Origin of the sequence: Chryseobacterium sp. OSA05B, from assembly GCF_019970065.1 — a bacterium.
Classification (GTDB): Bacteria; Bacteroidota; Bacteroidia; order Flavobacteriales; family Weeksellaceae; genus Chryseobacterium.
In genome coordinates this window covers 633,096-650,776 of the sequence record NZ_JAHXYH010000002.1, presented here as the reverse complement: position 1 = coordinate 650,776, position 17,681 = coordinate 633,096, and the positions used below count along the sequence as shown (strand labels likewise).

At 33.3% G+C, this 17,681-nt stretch carries 16 protein-coding genes; 15 read left to right on the top strand and 1 reads right to left on the bottom strand.

The features are described 5' to 3' along the window. The first annotated feature begins 4 nt into the window (after window positions 1–4). The 4 genes from LC419_RS10455 to LC419_RS10440 all read left to right on the top strand — a co-directional run bounded on the left by LC419_RS10455 (window position 5) and on the right by LC419_RS10440 (window position 4,520). The gene (locus tag LC419_RS10455) at window positions 5–775 is read left to right on the top strand and encodes a histidine kinase (RefSeq protein ID WP_223607280.1); all 771 of its coding nucleotides are present in this window, start codon (window positions 5–7) and stop codon (window positions 773–775) included. Beyond that, window positions 753–1,463 carry a LytTR family DNA-binding domain-containing protein gene (locus tag LC419_RS10450; protein WP_223607279.1) on the top strand — a complete coding sequence of 237 codons (711 nt, stop codon included), beginning with the start codon at window positions 753–755 and terminating at the stop codon, window positions 1,461–1,463. Before LC419_RS10455 ends, LC419_RS10450 begins: the two co-directional genes overlap by 23 nt. A gap of 109 nt (window positions 1,464–1,572) precedes the next feature. Next, on the top strand, window positions 1,573–1,962 hold the full coding sequence (locus LC419_RS10445; protein WP_223607278.1) for a hypothetical protein: 390 nt from the start codon (window positions 1,573–1,575) through the stop codon (window positions 1,960–1,962). Between the two features lie 275 nt (window positions 1,963–2,237). Continuing rightward, window positions 2,238–4,520, top strand: a complete 2,283-nt coding sequence (locus LC419_RS10440; RefSeq protein WP_223607277.1) for a cation:proton antiporter — start codon at window positions 2,238–2,240, stop codon at window positions 4,518–4,520. Window positions 4,521–4,942: 422 nt separating this feature from the next. Here LC419_RS10440 and LC419_RS10435 read toward each other — a convergent pair whose 3' ends face one another. Then, window positions 4,943–5,593: a hypothetical protein gene (locus tag LC419_RS10435; RefSeq protein WP_223607276.1), complete on the bottom strand. Its 651-nt coding sequence runs from the start codon at window positions 5,591–5,593 to the stop codon at window positions 4,943–4,945. 310 nt (window positions 5,594–5,903) lie between these two features. Between LC419_RS10435 and LC419_RS10430 the strand changes: the two genes are divergently transcribed. The 11 genes from LC419_RS10430 (at window position 5,904) to LC419_RS10380 (ending at window position 17,620) form a co-directional block, all read left to right on the top strand. Beyond that, the gene (locus LC419_RS10430) at window positions 5,904–6,920 is read left to right on the top strand and encodes a hypothetical protein (RefSeq protein ID WP_223607275.1); all 1,017 of its coding nucleotides are present in this window, start codon (window positions 5,904–5,906) and stop codon (window positions 6,918–6,920) included. A 4-nt stretch (window positions 6,921–6,924) separates the two neighbouring features. Next, a complete protein-coding gene (locus LC419_RS10425; RefSeq protein WP_223607274.1) occupies window positions 6,925–7,770 on the top strand; it encodes a DUF4280 domain-containing protein in 846 nt (281 codons plus the stop codon). A gap of 17 nt (window positions 7,771–7,787) precedes the next feature. Next, window positions 7,788–10,433 (top strand): hypothetical protein, encoded by a 2,646-nt coding sequence (locus LC419_RS10420; protein WP_223607273.1) that lies wholly within the window; start codon window positions 7,788–7,790, stop codon window positions 10,431–10,433. A gap of 10 nt (window positions 10,434–10,443) precedes the next feature. Next, window positions 10,444–11,640 carry a hypothetical protein gene (locus LC419_RS10415; protein ID WP_223607272.1) on the top strand — a complete coding sequence of 399 codons (1,197 nt, stop codon included), beginning with the start codon at window positions 10,444–10,446 and terminating at the stop codon, window positions 11,638–11,640. 102 nt (window positions 11,641–11,742) lie between these two features. Further along, entirely contained in the window at window positions 11,743–12,618 is an 876-nt protein-coding gene (locus LC419_RS10410) for a hypothetical protein (protein ID WP_223607271.1), read from the top strand. A gap of 123 nt (window positions 12,619–12,741) precedes the next feature. Further along, window positions 12,742–13,692 carry a hypothetical protein gene (locus tag LC419_RS10405; RefSeq protein WP_223607270.1) on the top strand — a complete coding sequence of 317 codons (951 nt, stop codon included), beginning with the start codon at window positions 12,742–12,744 and terminating at the stop codon, window positions 13,690–13,692. A 50-nt stretch (window positions 13,693–13,742) separates the two neighbouring features. Continuing rightward, entirely contained in the window at window positions 13,743–14,477 is a 735-nt protein-coding gene (locus tag LC419_RS10400) for a hypothetical protein (protein WP_223607269.1), read from the top strand. 87 nt (window positions 14,478–14,564) lie between these two features. Further along, the gene (locus tag LC419_RS10395; protein ID WP_223607268.1) at window positions 14,565–15,344 is read left to right on the top strand and encodes a hypothetical protein; all 780 of its coding nucleotides are present in this window, start codon (window positions 14,565–14,567) and stop codon (window positions 15,342–15,344) included. 357 nt (window positions 15,345–15,701) lie between these two features. Next, window positions 15,702–16,628, top strand: coding sequence for a hypothetical protein (locus LC419_RS10390; protein ID WP_223607267.1), 927 nt, complete (start codon window positions 15,702–15,704; stop codon window positions 16,626–16,628). Window positions 16,629–16,631: 3 nt separating this feature from the next. After that, window positions 16,632–17,057, top strand: coding sequence for a hypothetical protein (locus tag LC419_RS10385; protein ID WP_223607266.1), 426 nt, complete (start codon window positions 16,632–16,634; stop codon window positions 17,055–17,057). Between the two features lie 80 nt (window positions 17,058–17,137). Next, window positions 17,138–17,620: a hypothetical protein gene (locus LC419_RS10380; RefSeq protein WP_223607265.1), complete on the top strand. Its 483-nt coding sequence runs from the start codon at window positions 17,138–17,140 to the stop codon at window positions 17,618–17,620. Window positions 17,621–17,681: the final 61 nt, after the last annotated feature.

Genomic DNA, 17,681 nt, shown 5'->3' with positions numbered 1-17,681 from the left:
CTTTATGGAAGGCAATTACTACATGATCCACGATTACCTGATATTCATTGGAGTATTTGCTATTTTCTTCCTGCTTACGGTCAGTATTTATCTTTTCAGCCAGAACGGCAGGTTCAGACAGAAAAACACCCGTCTTACCGAAACGAATAAGATCATTGAACAGAAGCTGAATGAAGTCCAGCTGGAGCATATCGGTACCAAGCTGAATCCCCATCTCTTCAAAAACATTCTGAATTCTGTCCAGTCCCATGCTTACCAGACGTATATGTCGCTGGATAAGCTTGCGAATGTTCTGGATTATATTTTATACGAAAGCAATAATAAATTTGTAAGCCCCAAAGAAGAGCTGAATTTCGCATTAAGCCTTATCGAGATCAATAAAATAAAGATCAACCCACTTTTTGATTTCAGGATCAAGTCGAGAATCAATAAATCAGATACGGTGTATGAAGAAAAGGTTTTCGCCCCGCTGATTTCTGTTGATCTTATTGAAAACGCCTTTAAACACACTGATTTTCTGGCCCAGGATTCATTTATTTCAATCCATCTGGAACTTGAAAACGGAATTTTCACGATGAAAGTCAGCAACAAAGCTTCCTTAAAAAACGTTCTTGCCAAAGAAAATAGCGGTTTCGGGAGCCAGTCTCTGGATCAAAGGCTTAAAATGATCTACAGCAACCATTATCAGCTCGAAAAAAGCTCAAAAAACGGTATCTTCACAGCAGAATTAAAAATCAATTTAGGAGAGTTCTATGATAAAATGCGTTATTCTTGACGATGAATTACTGGCCATCAGTTATTTAAAACTTCTATGCGAGCAGATCGAAAATGTAGAAGTGGTAAAGGCATTTAACGACCCTAAAATTTTCCTGAATGAGATCGATACCCTCGACTGCAATCTCTGTATACTGGATATTGAAATGCCGGGAATGACCGGACTTCAGGTAGCCGAAATTATTTCCGGTTCCAAAAAGATCATCTTTACCACCGCATACAAAGAATATGCAGCCGAAGCTTTTGACCTGAATGTGGTAGACTACGTGAGAAAACCCATCAAAAAAGAAAGACTGATTCAGGCCTTCGAAAAAGCTAAAGAACTCGTAGATGTTCCTCACAAAAAAGATCTGATCGAATGGAATACCAATATCGGCAGAACTGTCATTTTTACGGAACAGATCGCTTATATTAAAACCTCAGAAATCGACAGCCGGGACAAAGATATTATCCTGAACGACGGAACCACCATCGTCCTCAAAAACCTCAGCTTTAAGACACTTCTCGAAATGCTCCCTTCCAAAGACTTCGCCCAGGTAAATAAAAAGGAGATCATTGCGCTGTCTTCCATCAAAGTATTTTCCACCAACGAAATCATTACCACGATTCAGTCGGAAGGTGATCAATTCCTGAAACTTCAGATCGGAGAAGCTTATAAACATTCATTAATGGAGCTCTTCGGAAAGTAGATCTTTCAGACCTTTGTGGTTTTACTGCAAAATGTGACGGTTTCATTACATCCTCTCCTTTTACACCACCTTTCCAGTGTATTTTTGCTGCTGATTAAATGATTTTATAATGAAAAATTGTCTGTATGCAGCAGGAATTCTCATATCCGGGCTTTGCTTTTCACAGGAAACAGGTTCAAAGGTCAAAGCCTCCTTTTTCGACGGAATTGTAGCGGCCGGATATGTGGATCATGGAGCTTTTATCAATTTTACAGGTCCGAATGTAAGCTTTACCCATAAAGGCCTTAAACTGATCGCCGGAATGCTTCCTTCACTTAGAATTAAAGAGGACCGTTCTTCAGGAACCAAAAACAGTCCTGTTACTCCCAACCTAGGAGCCGGTATTACCGCGGTTTACAAGAAAATTGCACTTCAGATCCCGGTCTATTATAACACAAAAAACGCCACAGAAAACGGAGCCTGGAAAGTAGGAATCGGATTGGGATATTCTTTCAGATAGACTTCTGAAGTAAGGAAGATGGAAGCTGGAGGCTATTGAGTTCTGAAACATAACTGAGATACAGTTTCATTACTTTTAGGATTGCTTCAAGCAAATTTTGAGACAGGTATTATAATAAATGTCCACAGTAACTTCCACCCTCACTCTTCCAGCTTCACTGTTCAAAACCTCATCCCGTTTTTATTACATTTTTTAGAACATTTATTACATTTTAAGAATAAGCGTATTTAACATCAATATATTCTCATCAACTTTGCATTAAAATATTAGGAATCATGAACTGGGGAAAATACAGAAATTTAATTTTTTACATAGCCACCATTGCCTTTTTTTCCTGCCTGATGTACTTCTTTATTATAGAGGGACAGACGCTGGAAATCAAGGAAAACATAGTCACTAAAACAAGCACCGGCTCTACCTGGGAAAATTTCCAAGAATCTTTTAAGGCCAATCTTCACCATCCGCTGGCATTGCTTCTTGCCCAGATTGTGACCATTATTCTGGTCGCCAGACTTTTCGGATGGATCTGTATGAAAATCAAGCAGCCTACCGTAATAGGCGAGATGATCGCAGGTATTGTTCTAGGGCCCTCATTACTCGGGATGTATTTCCCTGAATTCTCTGCTTTTCTTTTTCCGAAAGAATCCTTAGGTAACTTACAGTTTTTAAGCCAGATCGGACTTATTCTGTTCATGTACATCGTTGGAATGGAACTGGATCTGAGTGTATTAAGAAAAAAAGCTCATGACGCCGTAGTGATCAGCCACGCGAGTATCATCATCCCTTTTGCTCTGGGTATTGGACTTTCTTATTTTGTCTATCAGGAATTTGCACCGGAAGGCATCCAGTTTACATCATTTGCGCTCTTTATTGCTATTTCGATGAGTATTACGGCATTTCCGGTACTGGCCAGGATTGTTCAGGAAAGAAACCTTCAGAAAACGAAACTGGGAACCATTGTGATTACCTGTGCCGCGGCCGATGACATTACAGCATGGTGTATCCTTGCAGCCGTTATTGCTATTGTAAAAGCAGGTTCTTTCACCAGTTCCATCTACGTGATCATCATGGCTATCGCTTATGTATTTTTAATGATCAAAATTGTGAGACCATTCCTGAAAAGAATCGGAGATCTTCAGGCGGGCAAAAACACCATCAGCAAACCGATGGTCGCTATTTTCTTCCTGACACTTATTCTTTCTGCTTATGCTACTGAGGTGATTGGTATTCATGCTTTATTCGGAGCATTTATGGCTGGAGCAATTATGCCGGAAAATGCAAAATTCCGTACGCTTTTCATTGATAAGGTGGAAGACGTAGCTTTAGTTCTTTTGCTTCCTCTTTTCTTTGTATTCACAGGTTTACGTACACAAATCGGACTCTTGAATGACGGTCACCTTTGGCTGACAGCAGGATTTATCATCTTAACCGCGGTTACCGGGAAATTTATAGGGAGTGCCCTTACGGCGCGGTTCGTAGGAATCAACTGGAAAGAAAGTCTGACGATCGGTGCCTTAATGAATACAAGGGGACTGATGGAACTTATCGTCCTGAATATCGGGTATGATCTGGGGGTATTAAGTCCGGAAATCTTTGCGATGCTGGTTATTATGGCCCTGTTTACCACCTTTATGACAGGACCTGCCTTAGACTTTATCAATTTTATTTTTAAATCTAAAAAAAGCAGCAACGAGGAAACTCATGACGACAATGATTCCAAATACCGTGTACTGCTCTCTTTTGACAAACCTGAATCAGGAAGTACTTTGTTGAAGCTGGCTCACGATTTCACTAATAAAATGAACGGCAACAAAAGCATTACCGCTGTGAATATCGCTCCGGTAGACGAAATGCATGCCTACGACATCAATGAGTATGAAGATGCTCAGTTCAAAAACGTGATTGAAACATCCCATGACCTGAAACTGGAAGTGACTACCCTTTTCAAAGCATCCACAGATATTGAAAGCGACCTTACAGGGATCTCCAATAAAGGAAATTACGATCTTCTCCTGATCATGCTGGGTAAATCTATGTATGAAGGAAGCTTACTGGGAAGGCTTTTAGGATTCACTACCAAAATCATCAACCCGGAAAAACTTCTGAACACGGTAAAAGGCAAAGGAAATATTTTTAACAACTCTCCTTTTGACGATTTTACGCTTCAGATTCTGGATAAAACCCATATTCCGGTAGGCGTTATGGTAGAAAAAGATTTTAAATCTGCCGATAGGGTATTTGTACCGATCTTCAACCTCAGCGATTTTTATCTTCTGGAATATGCCAAAAGACTGATCAACAATAACAATTCACAGATCATTATTCTGGATGCCGCAGGACAGATCCGCAACAATATTGAGGTGAAGGAGCTGATCAGAAGCATTGAGCAGGTAGCTCCCAATCACATCACTTTATACAACGAGAAAAAGATCGAGAAAGAATTTCTGAACGCACAGGATCTGATGCTGGTCAGCAGCAAAAGCTGGAAAAACCTGATCGACAGTAAGAGTCTGTGGCTATCTGATATTCCTTCAACATTGATTATCTCTAATCCATAAGTTTTTAAACAATGTAACAATGGAGCAGTTTAACAATATAACAATGGAGCAGTGTAAGAATAGATCAATACCAGAATATTAGAATCTATAGAAACACTGAACAGGTTACACAAAATGACCTCTTTTATATAACGAGAAAACAACAGTCCACACAGTCCATATTAACTTCCGTTTCCGGTATTGGTCAGCAAAATATATATTTGATAAGTCTATTCCAAATCCCGTTGACCTATACTGAAACGGAACTGTAGATCCGGCGGCTGAACCTTCCTGCAGAGGGTGTGCTGCCGGGGAATCTGCAGAGGTGGTGATTTGTTGATGGGATGATTTGATGATTTGATTATTAATTAAATGATTTAAAATATTGGATTGATTAAATCATTGGTAAACTGTTACATTGATAAATTGTTACACTCATAACATTATTTCTCATTCCTCAATTTCAATAGTTTTTGAAATGATTCCGAAAATCTTTTCTCTTCTTCAGCCATATAATCACTACTGAAAGGCGCTCCACAATCTAGGCTATTGATTGCATGAAGCAGTTTTCCTTTTTCAAAATAATTCCGGTTCTCCTCTATTTCTGATTTTTCAAAGTCAAAAGCTTCCGTGTCATTATTTTCTTTCATGGCTTTGGCGTCATAAAACATAGGCCGGTTGTAGGTATATATTTTTTCAAAAACAAAAGACAACTTTCCGTTAAGCAGATAATATTCAGTGAGCACCTGCCCCATTTCTCCGTAAAGTCTTGCTATTATCTTTTCCAGGCGTCCTTTCTGCTCATAAAATACAGCTTCGCCACCTTCTGCAGATTCTCCTTCTATATCTTTCTTTTTTATGGAACTCCATTTTGTAATGGAATTTATTCTTTTGAAATTGCTGCGTACAGGTTTCAATCTGTCCCTCAAAAATTCATTAACGGAAGTATCATCTTGGTTAAAAGACTCTTTGATTTTTACAGTATCAGGTTTTATGGAAAAGAGTTTCTCCAGATCTGTTGTATAGGTTTTTGCGTGGCTTAGACTTACAGAAGTTATTAATATCAGCAAAGTGTAGAAAAAACGAGTCTTCATGATTATTGTGTTTTGGACCGGTTATTTTACAAATCTAGTCAATTCTTTAAATACGAAAGACTTTATACAGAATATGCATTAACGTCCTCTACAAACAACATCTTATGAACTATAAAAACAAAACAGTAGTAAAGTTTTCTTATCAAGAAACAGATTAATCACTTTTTTTTATTGATCATCTAATTTCCATAACAGGAAATCTCTGTTGATATGGTCGTAATTCTACTACAATTTTAAAAATTTAGCTTTAAAAATAGATTTTGAATATCATTTTTTAATAGCTTTATAGCATAATTCACAACTGATGGAAATGGATTTTTTTGAATATAAAGTCCGACATGGAGATACGCTTCAATCTATTTCCTCCCGGCTTGGTATGACCGGTGAGGAGCTTAAGCTGTTCCATAATAACCGTTGCAAAAGGTTGGATACCGTATGGTTCGAAAATCTGAATGGTGTCCGGCATCTTTTTGTTCCCCTGAACTTTAAAACAGAGAAGCAAATAGAGCAGGAAAAGAAAAAAATGCTGCCTCCTAGCCAACTGCCCAATTCATTCTTTCTGCCCATCTATCACATCAGTGAAACCTTTGAAAATCCGATGGAAAATCCACTGGTCATAGATTATACAGTACAGGTAGGTATCCATAGAGACCGAACTGAAAACCATGATATCATGACGTTTAATCAAAAGGATTTCAAAGCCAACGGAAGAACACCTGATGATAAAGCAGGAAGTCTTTCACTGGCCTGTATGGAAAGCATTATGCCCGTTAATTTCAGTTTTTCCGATACCGGGAATATCGCTGGATTTACCGATCATAAAAGCATAATTGAAAAATTTCAGGAAAGGCGTCCAGATCTGGAGGAATTCTTTACGGGGGATGTTTCGAAGATGTATTTTGATACGTTTCAGGACAATATTTCTGACGGGGAATATCTTCTGCGTCAATTCAGATCTACGCTGCTTTTTCAAACTTTATTTCCAAAAATGGATTGGTTCCACAAAAGATCCACCTGGTCTGAAAAGTTCTTTTTTATTCAAAACTCCTTTCCTGTTCAATGTCTCATGGAAGCTGAGTATGAAGACGAAGATCCTGATTATATCATCACCGTTTTAAAAGGAAAAATCACAGACTTATGCAGTCTGCAGGAACTGAAACGCGGTGTACGGTTTGAAGAAATGGCAGAAGAACCTGTTTCAGGGGAGATCAGCCTTCAATACACCACCCATAAACACCATAAAAACCTGTCCCGGGCAGAATCATCGCTGAGTCTATGGCATGAAGATGCTCTGGTCCAAAAACACAATATCACCATAACACAATGATTGTATGAAAAATTATATTATCCAGAAAGGCGACACTTTTGGCTCGCTGGCTCAGAAATTCGGACTGAAAGATGAGGGCATTTTAAAAAATTACCACAATCTCCACTGTTCCGAAGAAGATATTATGCATGAAGAACCTATTCCCGGAAAATCAATGCTGATCACAGAAGATCCACAGTTTATGATGGAGGAAAACCAAGCTCAGGAAGAGACTGAAAACATTGAAGAGGAAGAAGATACAGAATCAATAACCGATGAAGACAATTCCCCTACAACAAAAGACGAACAGTCATCTGAAAAAGGAGAAAAACATAAGGAGCAAGATAAAAAAGAAGACAAAGAAAATAATGGTGCCGGTTCTGATGCCCATGAAGGGAAATATTTCATTGTTCAGAAAGGAACTGTTCAGTGTAATCAGGGATTTAAATTTCCCAAATTCAAAGTCACCAGCCATGAAAAACATTACTGGAACGATGCCGAAGGACAGGCAGATTATCTGGCGGTAACGGAAGATGATCTTCAGTTTGATCCCACAGCGCAACCTTTCGGACAGTGTAAGCTAAAACCTTCATCCGGCGGCTATCTTCCATGCGCCTATGCACCAGCGGGAAAATGGCAGAAAACCTACGAAAAGGTAAAAGTAATGGAGAAAAGCTGTCTCACCGAAATCTCCGAGCTGATGTGCAGTACCGGCGGAAAAATCACCATCCTGAAACACGGCCAGCAAAGCGAAGTCGGCAAATTCCAGGCTTTCAATGCCAATACCCAGGAACAGCAGGTTTATAATCCGGTGGTGGATTATGATGAGTTTAAGGAGAAAATTGAAGAAAATGAGGCAGATGCCTGGTAATATTAAAAATAAAAATCATGGCAAAAAAAGGAGTTTTTAAAATTACAGGTAATCACTCTCCCAAAACGGGAGAAAAGACACTATACAAGGTTACAGACTGGTATCCTGCCACTCCCTCTTCTCAACGAAAAGAATCTTTAGTTACATGGGAACTTTTCAGAAAAAGAGACGATGGTAAATTTACGACAACGAATATCAGGAAAAAAGGAATCGGAGAGTTTACTTTTGGAAAAGATGCATACAAATACATTTATCAAATTGAGGGGTATCTTCACAGTTCTGAAGGTCATGAGCCTATGGCCATGATTGTAAAACCTCAGAAGAATGAACAGCAACTTGCTCCAAAAGAAAAAGATATTTTAGGTGTAAAGCTTACTTATCAGGATGGTTCTCCGGTTAACAAAAAGTTAAGCTACATGGATCGCTTACGAGCTACGGCCAAATGTCAGGCTCTTGAAGGTGAATATATCACATTCAGTGTCTGGGAAGATGATGAGGAAAAATCAGGACACCATAAAAATAATCAGTTTATCATAAAATCTTCTCCTGTGCAAGTAGACAGTAAAGGATATGCAAGGTGGAATTTTACATTGCTCAATACCTATATTTCTCTAGCAAACAAAAGGGAAGATGACAAAAAACAACATGAATATTATGTAACAGCAGAGTACAACGGCAAGCCGGAAGCTTCAGGAAATGTGAATGTCAACAATCCGGAGTATAAAGTTCCAGCTTCTACTCCTAAGAATCCCAATGGAGCTTCAGTACCAGAAAAAACCAAACCAAAACCAGCTAAATCAAAACAGCAGCCGAAACCGGATACACCCAAAGGTTCTACCAATTCAGGTTCTCAAAATAATCAACCTGATAAAAAAGGAATTATTAAAAGTATAAAGCTGGTTGATAAAAATGGTAAAGCATTCACCAAAAAACCTAAATTTGGTGAAGACATCAAACTGATAATTGAAGCTAAAGATGTTGTCGGAAAAAAATATACTTTAAAACTTTGGGAGCATGATAATACCGGTGATAATGACTTAGTATACACCAACACCCATACTTTCAAAGCAGACAGACAGGAAGTAGTGATCAGCCTGAATCAGGAAATGCAAAAGATAGGAGAAACCGGTAAAGAGCCTAAAAACCCTGACACTGGAGAATACTGGACAGGAAACTGGCAGGAAATATTTGCAGAGGTAATCTTCCTTAATATATCTACGAAGTCCAGCACTATTGATGTTGGAGTAAAGGAGGTGCCGAAGAAGCAGGATAACGGGAAAAGTCCGGCTAAGAAAGAAAAAAAGCCACAAAATGGAGAGGAATCAGTATGTGTTTGTAAAGATGAATACAAATTGATTTGGGGAAATAAATTAACATGTTCCCAAAGAAAGAAGGTTGTTGAAGTTTGTAAAAATATTTTTGGGGAAGAAAATAAAATTGACAAAGCCAATGAACTAATGGCAATAATGCATTTAGAAACTGTTACTACATTTTCACCCTCGAAAAAAGGAGTTAGTAAAACTGGAACTAAATTTATAGGACTGATTCAATTTAGTGAAGCAACTGCAAAAAAAATAGGAACAACCTACGACGCTTTAGGAAAAATGACTTTTATTCAACAAATGGATTATGTTGAAAAGTATTTAAAAGTAAATAAAGATAAAATGAATACCATTGTAGATTTTTATTTACAAGTTCTAAAACCGAGTGCTGTAGGAAACGGAGGAAATCGTGATTATATTGTTTTTGATGAAAGCATAAGTGTTCCCGATGGTGATGGTAGTAAATCAACAAATGAACAAAGGTTAAAAAATATACAGAACGAGCCGTGGGTTACAAAATATGGATATGCATCGAATCCTACCTTTATGCTTGAAAAGGGAGAAAAAATAAAAAGAAAAAGATGGGTATACAGCCGGCAAGTTTACGAAGATAGATATGGCGAAGCTGGAGGTAAGACTTATATTTGGGAAATTGATAAAGTAGTAAAAGATGAACATTTTAAACCGGGAGAAAAAGAAAGGTATATTGGTATCTGTGAGGATAAGCCAGAGAAAAAAGAAGAATTAAATGGTAAATATCCACCTTGGGTAGAAATTGCATTAGAAGAAGAACAAAAAATTATCAGAGAAAATACACATTGTCAATATATTATTGATAATTATCATAACTCCACTTCGAATGCAAGAATGAAAAGATGTGGAAGTGAAAAAGACGCCACAAGGGCAAATGCTGCTTGGTGTGGAGCATTTGTTGCTTATTGTATTAAAACTTCAGGATATAAATTTCAACCAGACCCAGGTGCAAAATGGCACGGGATTGAAAATTTAGTAAAAAGGGATAGCAAAGGTGCACCATATGAAACTCAAGAAAAATGGGGTAAAAAACATGATAAAATGTATATTGGTGGAATTGTTGAATGGCATAATGATGGACATACCACAATTATTTTAGGTATAGACAAAAGTAATAGTAAAAATTATATTTTACTAGGAGGAAATCAAGATAATGGGGTGAGATTTTGGACAGCACCTATTAGTAAAGTCAAAGCTTATTGCATATTCCCAGCAGATTACACCGGAGATTTAATTCCTCTAAAATCCATTGAACCAGATGATATGAGCTCAGGTGCGGTAAAATATTCAGAAGGCAGTACATCTTAAATAAACAACTATGAAAATACAATTAATAAGTTTTTTTTTGCTAGTAACGTTATCATGCAAAAAAACAACAATGATAACTAATAATAAAGAAAAAATGAATATTAACAATAGCAAAGATTCTATAAGAAAGGTATTAGACAGACAGATATTAAATGGCTATGCTATAAAAGAAAAGGGATTGGATGCCATTTCAGATTATAAATATAGCATAGATGATTATAATGCTTCAGCTGATACTTCAGTTGAAATACTTAAAAAAAATGGTGTCCAATTTTTAGATTCAGAATCATTTAATAATAAAATAAAAGAGATTTTTGGATTTCCAGATAATACATCTCCTTTGAGTTTTTTAGTTGAATATCCGTGCCCTACAGACAAACTAGTTTTTCAATTAGATGATAATTATGTAATTAGTAATAATAATCCAATATTCATAGATAAAGAAAGAAAAATTTTAACTGAAGCTTTTTTTATTCCTGAACTTATTGAGTACAAAAAAGATTTTTCTGATGTATATGAAAAAGAAGATAAAATTTTAAAAGAAAAGACTATTGCAAATGACAAAGTACAAATTATCAGATGGAAAGACCTCTCCGATTTAGACGAAAAACGACAAAATAATATCCAAAAATTAATCAATAGAAACCGATATCTTTTCAACAATAATAAAGGTAGTTATGCATGGTTACAGTTTAATGACAAAATCTTTCTGGAATGCCTTATTAAAACTTTTGGATACGTAAAAGATAAAGATCTCTTAGAATGGTACATAAAAAGAAATGGAATAGAAAAATACTTAAATAATTTAGATGAATACATTAAAATATTTTTTGTAAAAACCTGTGACAAACGTTTTATAGTTCATCATGAAACTTTTGATTATTTTGATAAAAATCCAGAAAAATATTCCAAGGACATATTAAAAATTTTAGATGAAATTCAAAATAACAAAATTCAACTAGATGGATTTACTTTCGAAGAAAAATCTAAGTTAATTGCTTATTTACTGTATTTTGGCGAAAAACATAAGGGAAAAACAGATCTAACTTTTGCATTTATGGGATCATTTTATGAGCGCCAAACAGATGATTTACAAAAGAAATACGATGAAGAATTTAAAAAACAAAAATATTATGGCCTACCTGAATTTGAAAACTATTGGAATAATGCTAAAAATGAGGGAGATGGAATCGGTTTAGATATGTAAACACGAATTATTATAATAAAATCTAATAGAAGAGATAAGATATATTGAATAGATTCTTGATAAAACTTTAAACCGCTCATAATGAATTATAAAGTCTTTATTATGTTACTGTTTTTATGCTTTCTCTTCTTTAATTGTAAAAAAAGTCCCACATCATTACCACCAAAAGAAGAAAAAATAAAAAATGATACTCTCATTAGTAATATTAGGAGCTCATGTAATGAAAACATACAATCTAATATCTACAATTACTTACTATGTTCATCATGGGTAAGGTTGAATGAAACTGACATAAAATACATTCTTCGTTTTGCTAAAGAAAATAGATCTTCTGAGATTATTAATACTATTGAACCCGAAATGCCAGTATGGGTAAATTCGGATGTTAAGATTAACAACATTGATTATCAGTTACAAGTAAAAGGTATGTCTTATTTATATTTAACTGATAAAAAAGATAAGACACGTAAACTCTTAACATTTGATTCAAAAGATGTTCCTGCAATCGAAAAATATTTCATTAGAAAACTCACTGAAGATGATGATGAAAATTATGAACAGAAGTTGAGCAAAGTAAAAAGTGATTTTAAAAAAGTAAAAACGGATATTTCTAAGTGGGCTGGAATCTATTCATTTGATAATAACAATTATGATCAATTGTATAAAAAATATACTCTGAATGTAAGTAATAATGAAATATATTTATACGAGGGCGAATTACCGGGATGCAAGATATATTGTACTCCTTATAGTATAGATGATAAAATATATTTTTATTATGATGCTGATAAGACAGTATGTTCAAATTTTGACACAAGTTTGATTGATAATTTACAAAATGGAGATTTAATTCTTAAAACTTATGTAAAAGATGGTAAAAAATACGTCCAGTCCCCAATTATACCATACTGGGACGATAAATCTTCAGATTTCAAAAAAACGAACCCATTGGAATTGATAAATAACATTGGAATTTAAACTCTCAGCTTTAGTGATATGAAAGAAGATTAATTTGACCATATTCTTGAATGATAAAGGAATTACTTAAAAAAAATTGGAATACTAAGCTTTAAAATTACTGATAGTACATACTAACATATTATGAAAAACCTAGTTATTTTATTATCATTTATAAGCATATTCTCTTGCAAAAAAGAACAAGAGAATATTTCAAAACCATCTTTTTCTAAAGAAATTTCCATTGATAAAAATTGGAATGGTGATGTATTAATCTCAGATTTGAATTTTGTAAGCTCTATCGACCCAACTTGCAAATTAAATACTACTTTTTTTGATAGATCAGAAAAACAAGTTAAAGAGGATGATGCAAAATGCACTTTATCTAAAATTAAATTTGATTATGATAAATTAAATTCTATAAATGAAAAAAACATTATTGGAAAACTTGATTTTAATACAGAATTATTCATTAAAAATTCAGTTCCTAAAGACAATAATGCAGATTTAAGCTATCAAACAACATTATATATAGAAAAAAATAAAACGATATTTGATTCAATTGTCATTTATCAATCTTTTAATTATTCAGAAGCATTAACTGTAAAAACAAAGTATTATTATCTTGATAAAAATGAAATTTATTTACTGGATGTTGCAGAAGATGAATCCGGAACAAATGTTGAAAAATGGGAGCATTATAAAATAAATTCTTCAGGCAAGATATCTTTAGCACAACAAAAAACTTTTTTGAAAGATAATAATGTTACGAAGACCAATATTGATTTTTGGAAAGGATTATATCATTTTGAAGCATCAAACAGAGACGAGGCAAAAACCATTTTTGATATAACGATAAATTCATTGGAGGACATTTCCGTAGATGTTACTGAAGAAGGAATAAAAAATAAATATTCTCAATTAAAAGCTGAAGAAGTTAATAATGGAAAAATTAAAATAAATTACGATAATTCTTCTGGAGATATGGGGACTATTTATATTGAAAGATCTGACAACAATTACTTTATTTCGGGAAGCCCCATATATTTTATCAATCCTGGGAATAATGAAATGCCTTTACACAAATTGAAATAATATTTAAAAATAGTCCTTGAAATTAATATATCAAACATTTTTTATTCCAAATGAAAACGATAGCTCTCCTACTACTATTAATCACATTACAAAGTTGTAATGGACAGGAAAGAAATAAAAAAAAAGTTTCAAATAAAACAAATACTAAAGAAAATTTAATTCAATTAGTTAAAATTAATTGCAATCAAGAGAATTCTGATTCATCTAATTATGTAGTAAACTGCAAAAACTTCAATATTTCAAATACAATTATTGAAGGAGTTGACAAAAATAGATATGAACTCATTACGCTTATTTTTAATGATATTGAAAAAGCTATCATAAGGAAAATTAATAATGAAGATATAGAAACCTCACCACCTACAATATATTTTTCAAATATTTCTAAAAATTATGTGATATTCTTTCCTATAAATGGTGAAAATCATTTTGGTTGGAAACTATATCTATATAAAAATAAAGTCTTATATCCACTAGGTCAAAGAATAATGTACTGGAAACCTGAGTATGAGGAGTCAAACGTTAATTACTCAGACATATTGAATATTTATGAAGCTAGCGACAATATTGTACTTGAGATACCAGATCAATATATTATTAAAAATGATAATGATTATAAAAATTATCCAAACTATTCTGATGGAAAATACTATGAAAAAGGAGACAAATTATATTATGAATTTTCCACATCAAAAATTGAATATTACAAGAAGTATAAAAATGGACTTTTCGAAGGAGATTATAATAAGATGATCAATAATAAAATCATTGATTTGATAAAATAATTTATATGTAGAATAAGCAGTTTTAGTTCCTATGAATCTTGTGATTTCGATAAAGATGATGGTACACATTAAACAGTAAATAAACTAATGAAATCATCAACTTATATCATCCTTTTTCTTTTTTCTATTTTAATTTCTTGTCAGAATAAAGAACAGAAAAACAGTTCTACTATTCCTACTAAAGACTTAAAAGATTATTTGGAAATTCAAATTGAAAATAGTAGCATACTTATCGGGAAATTAAATTCTATGAATGAAAATATAAAAGATGATTATACTATCATTAAAGAAAAAGACACTCTTTTTGTCATTAAGAACTTCCTAGAATCAGACGATTTTGATGGAAAAGAAATTATATTAAAAGATAAAAACGTAAAAGAAATTAAACTCAAATACAATATTAGCTATCATTTTAATGGAACAGAAAAGGAAAATATTTTTTTGAATTTAAGTTATTTATATTCAACAAATTTAGATTCTAAAAATTTAATTCCAAGTTTTAAAGATATTGAAAACAGAAAGGAAATTATTAGTTATCTAGCTCAAAACAAATCTGCTATAAAAGAGATAGCACATAATAAATATATAAATTATTATCAAAATATTCCCGAAAATGAATTGAAAAATTGTTGTATTACCGATTACCAAAACTATAATCGAATTAAAAACCTTTCTGAATCGGAACTGGAAGCTCTTAATTTGGAGAATGATCTTGGAGTGTTTTTGGATTATAAATCATTAATTATCGAAATAACAACTAATTCTAATAAAAAAATGATAGTTACGTTTACAAAAGATAATAAGAGAGAACCAAAAATCGAACAACAAAAAAAGACAAAAACTCATCAGAAAATCTTGATACAGTAAAACCTAGTACATGGAAAGGAAGTTATGAAATAACAGCAAAAGCTATAAGTGATTATGATAATAAACAAATTGATATTTATTATGCCATTAATATAGGATCAGATAAGTCCGCCGTATTAAGTATTGGAGCTGACCAAAGTGCCGATTTTTGGTGCGAAGGAAATTATAAACTTAATATTAAGGATAATATAATTAATGCGAAGGGAAAATGTGATCAAGATGACATTAACGACTTTTTTATTGAATATGACGGAGAAAATTATTTTATAAAAAGTAAAAGATTTGAAAATAAAGATTGGCAGAAACTTTAAAAAAAATAGTCCTTGAAATTAATATATCAAACATTTTTTATTCCAAATGAAAACGATAGTTCTCCTACTATTATTAGTCACATTACAAAGCTGTAATGGACAGGAAAGAAATAAAAAAGAGGAATCAAAAACAACAATAACCTCTCATAAATCTGACATCCCAAAGGAATCAGAAAATCCTCTTAACTTTCTGGACACAAAATACCAGTCAGGAGGTTTTTCATTACCTGACAATCCCAATCCTTATCCAACATATTCGTATTCAGATAAAAAAATAGGGATTTTCACTGTGGATTACATCGGTAAAAAGAATGATGTACAATATTTTTGGAATTTTAACAACAAAAACGGCTACTTCGCTAACTATGAGAACATTGAAGATCGAGCGCGGGATTCAAGAACAATAAAAAATTTTATCCATCAAAAGGATTACTATATTATTGCATCTTATCTACCAAGTAAATATATAAGTTATTTAAGCGAAAATGGAGAATTTGACTTGAAGCCAAATGCTAAAACTACATTTTATCTTAATGAAAATAATAAATGGAAATGGATTGGAGAAATAGAAACATCCAAAATACCTGAAGATATATTATCATTTGATACTAACTTATTACAAAAAGATATTTCTGAAAATGTAAAAATTGTTTCTAATGTTTTTGACGGTAGTCATTCTGTTTCAGTAGAAGCCGAGGCAACAACTACAGGAATGACATCTATTTCTTATGAATTTATTATAATGAAAAATGATGTGACATTATCATTAAATAGTTATACAGAAAATAACCTTTGTGAAGGCAAATATGTAGGTATTGAAAAAAATAACCAATTAGAAATATATTACTTAGGGGAACAATTATCTTGTGTATCAATCGAGTCCAAATTCACTATAAAAAAAGATAAAGATCAGTTTTATATTAAAGGAATTGGTGGTGAAGGAACTTACAATAAATGGATTCTAATGCACTAACAAATGAAAAATATTATTTCTTTTATATTATGCAGCTTCACTCTTTTCTATTCATGTAAAGGACAGGATAAAGAAGAAAAAAAGCAACTTAAAGCACCAGTTTATTTTGTCAACTGTAAAGGAGAATATTCTACCGGAGAAAAGTTATCGGAAAGAGATAAAAAATGGTCGCTCAACAAAAACGATATAGATAAAATAATGAGCTTATCTAGTCCTATTACTGAAAATGAGTGGCATTTTTCATATCCGATGACCCCTTGTAATATTGATGTAAAAAACTATTTCTATAAAAGAAAGAAATATGATTTGCAGATTAATGGGGGTTCATACATTTCTCTTTATGATGGAAAAACTACAATTCTTTTTGGTTGCGATTCTCCGGAGTGTCAAAAATACTTCTTAAAATCCGTTGAAAATATGGCGGAATAAAACACAAAATCCTATATTTAATAAACTTCAAAAAAAGAATATTCATTATTTTTAAGCCCAATAAATTCAAATTATACTCCATGAAAAAAATTAGTTTCTTCTGCCTTGGTCTTTTAGTTTTTACAGGCTGTCAAAATGAATCAAAAAAAACAGTGAATGACACCATAACCGTTAAAAAAGATACTGCTACGGTTATAAAACCTGCAGTTGAAAATACCCCCATTACTGAAACCAAAGGAATTCTCACCCAAAAAGAATGTACTGAAAAACAGGTGGAATACGAAACTGAAATGGAATGCATCTTCAAAAACTCCTCTATTGATGAAGTCTACAGGAGAACAATCAAAGATAAAGAAGTAGAAAAAGTGGAACTGCTATTGGCTAATTTGCCTAAAGAAAATACTACAAAAGAAATAAACCAAGACGGCCTTATTTCCATAACCTACACCGTTGGTCCTAAAAAAACTGACATTGAATTCTTTTTTGAAGGTGGAGTAACAACTCTAAGCCTGGAACAGCAGAATAAAGACGTTAAAAGAACGATTATTCACAGCGCAGATTAAAACCGCGTTCATATGTCACGTGATAATTTAAGCCAAAAATATCCTGAGTTTAAAAAATATT

Bases quoted from the DNA above. Each gene is read 5' to 3' on its own strand.
- LC419_RS10400 (WP_223607269.1), top strand. From the start codon at position 13,743: ATGAAAACGATAGCTCTCCTACTACTATTAATCACATTACAAAGTTGT.
- LC419_RS10420 (WP_223607273.1), top strand. From the start codon at position 7,788: ATGGCAAAAAAAGGAGTTTTTAAAATTACAGGTAATCACTCTCCCAAA.
- LC419_RS10380 (WP_223607265.1), top strand. From the start codon at position 17,138: ATGAAAAAAATTAGTTTCTTCTGCCTTGGTCTTTTAGTTTTTACAGGC.
- LC419_RS10385 (WP_223607266.1), top strand. From the start codon at position 16,632: ATGAAAAATATTATTTCTTTTATATTATGCAGCTTCACTCTTTTCTAT.
- LC419_RS10435 (WP_223607276.1), bottom strand. From the start codon at position 5,593: ATGAAGACTCGTTTTTTCTACACTTTGCTGATATTAATAACTTCTGTA.
- LC419_RS10390 (WP_223607267.1), top strand. From the start codon at position 15,702: ATGAAAACGATAGTTCTCCTACTATTATTAGTCACATTACAAAGCTGT.
- LC419_RS10455 (WP_223607280.1), top strand. From the start codon at position 5: ATGGAAGGCAATTACTACATGATCCACGATTACCTGATATTCATTGGA.
- LC419_RS10410 (WP_223607271.1), top strand. From the start codon at position 11,743: ATGTTACTGTTTTTATGCTTTCTCTTCTTTAATTGTAAAAAAAGTCCC.
- LC419_RS10405 (WP_223607270.1), top strand. From the start codon at position 12,742: ATGAAAAACCTAGTTATTTTATTATCATTTATAAGCATATTCTCTTGC.
- LC419_RS10395 (WP_223607268.1), top strand. From the start codon at position 14,565: ATGAAATCATCAACTTATATCATCCTTTTTCTTTTTTCTATTTTAATT.
- LC419_RS10415 (WP_223607272.1), top strand. From the start codon at position 10,444: ATGAAAATACAATTAATAAGTTTTTTTTTGCTAGTAACGTTATCATGC.
- LC419_RS10430 (WP_223607275.1), top strand. From the start codon at position 5,904: ATGGATTTTTTTGAATATAAAGTCCGACATGGAGATACGCTTCAATCT.
- LC419_RS10450 (WP_223607279.1), top strand. From the start codon at position 753: ATGATAAAATGCGTTATTCTTGACGATGAATTACTGGCCATCAGTTAT.
- LC419_RS10445 (WP_223607278.1), top strand. From the start codon at position 1,573: ATGAAAAATTGTCTGTATGCAGCAGGAATTCTCATATCCGGGCTTTGC.
- LC419_RS10440 (WP_223607277.1), top strand. From the start codon at position 2,238: ATGAACTGGGGAAAATACAGAAATTTAATTTTTTACATAGCCACCATT.
- LC419_RS10425 (WP_223607274.1), top strand. From the start codon at position 6,925: ATGAAAAATTATATTATCCAGAAAGGCGACACTTTTGGCTCGCTGGCT.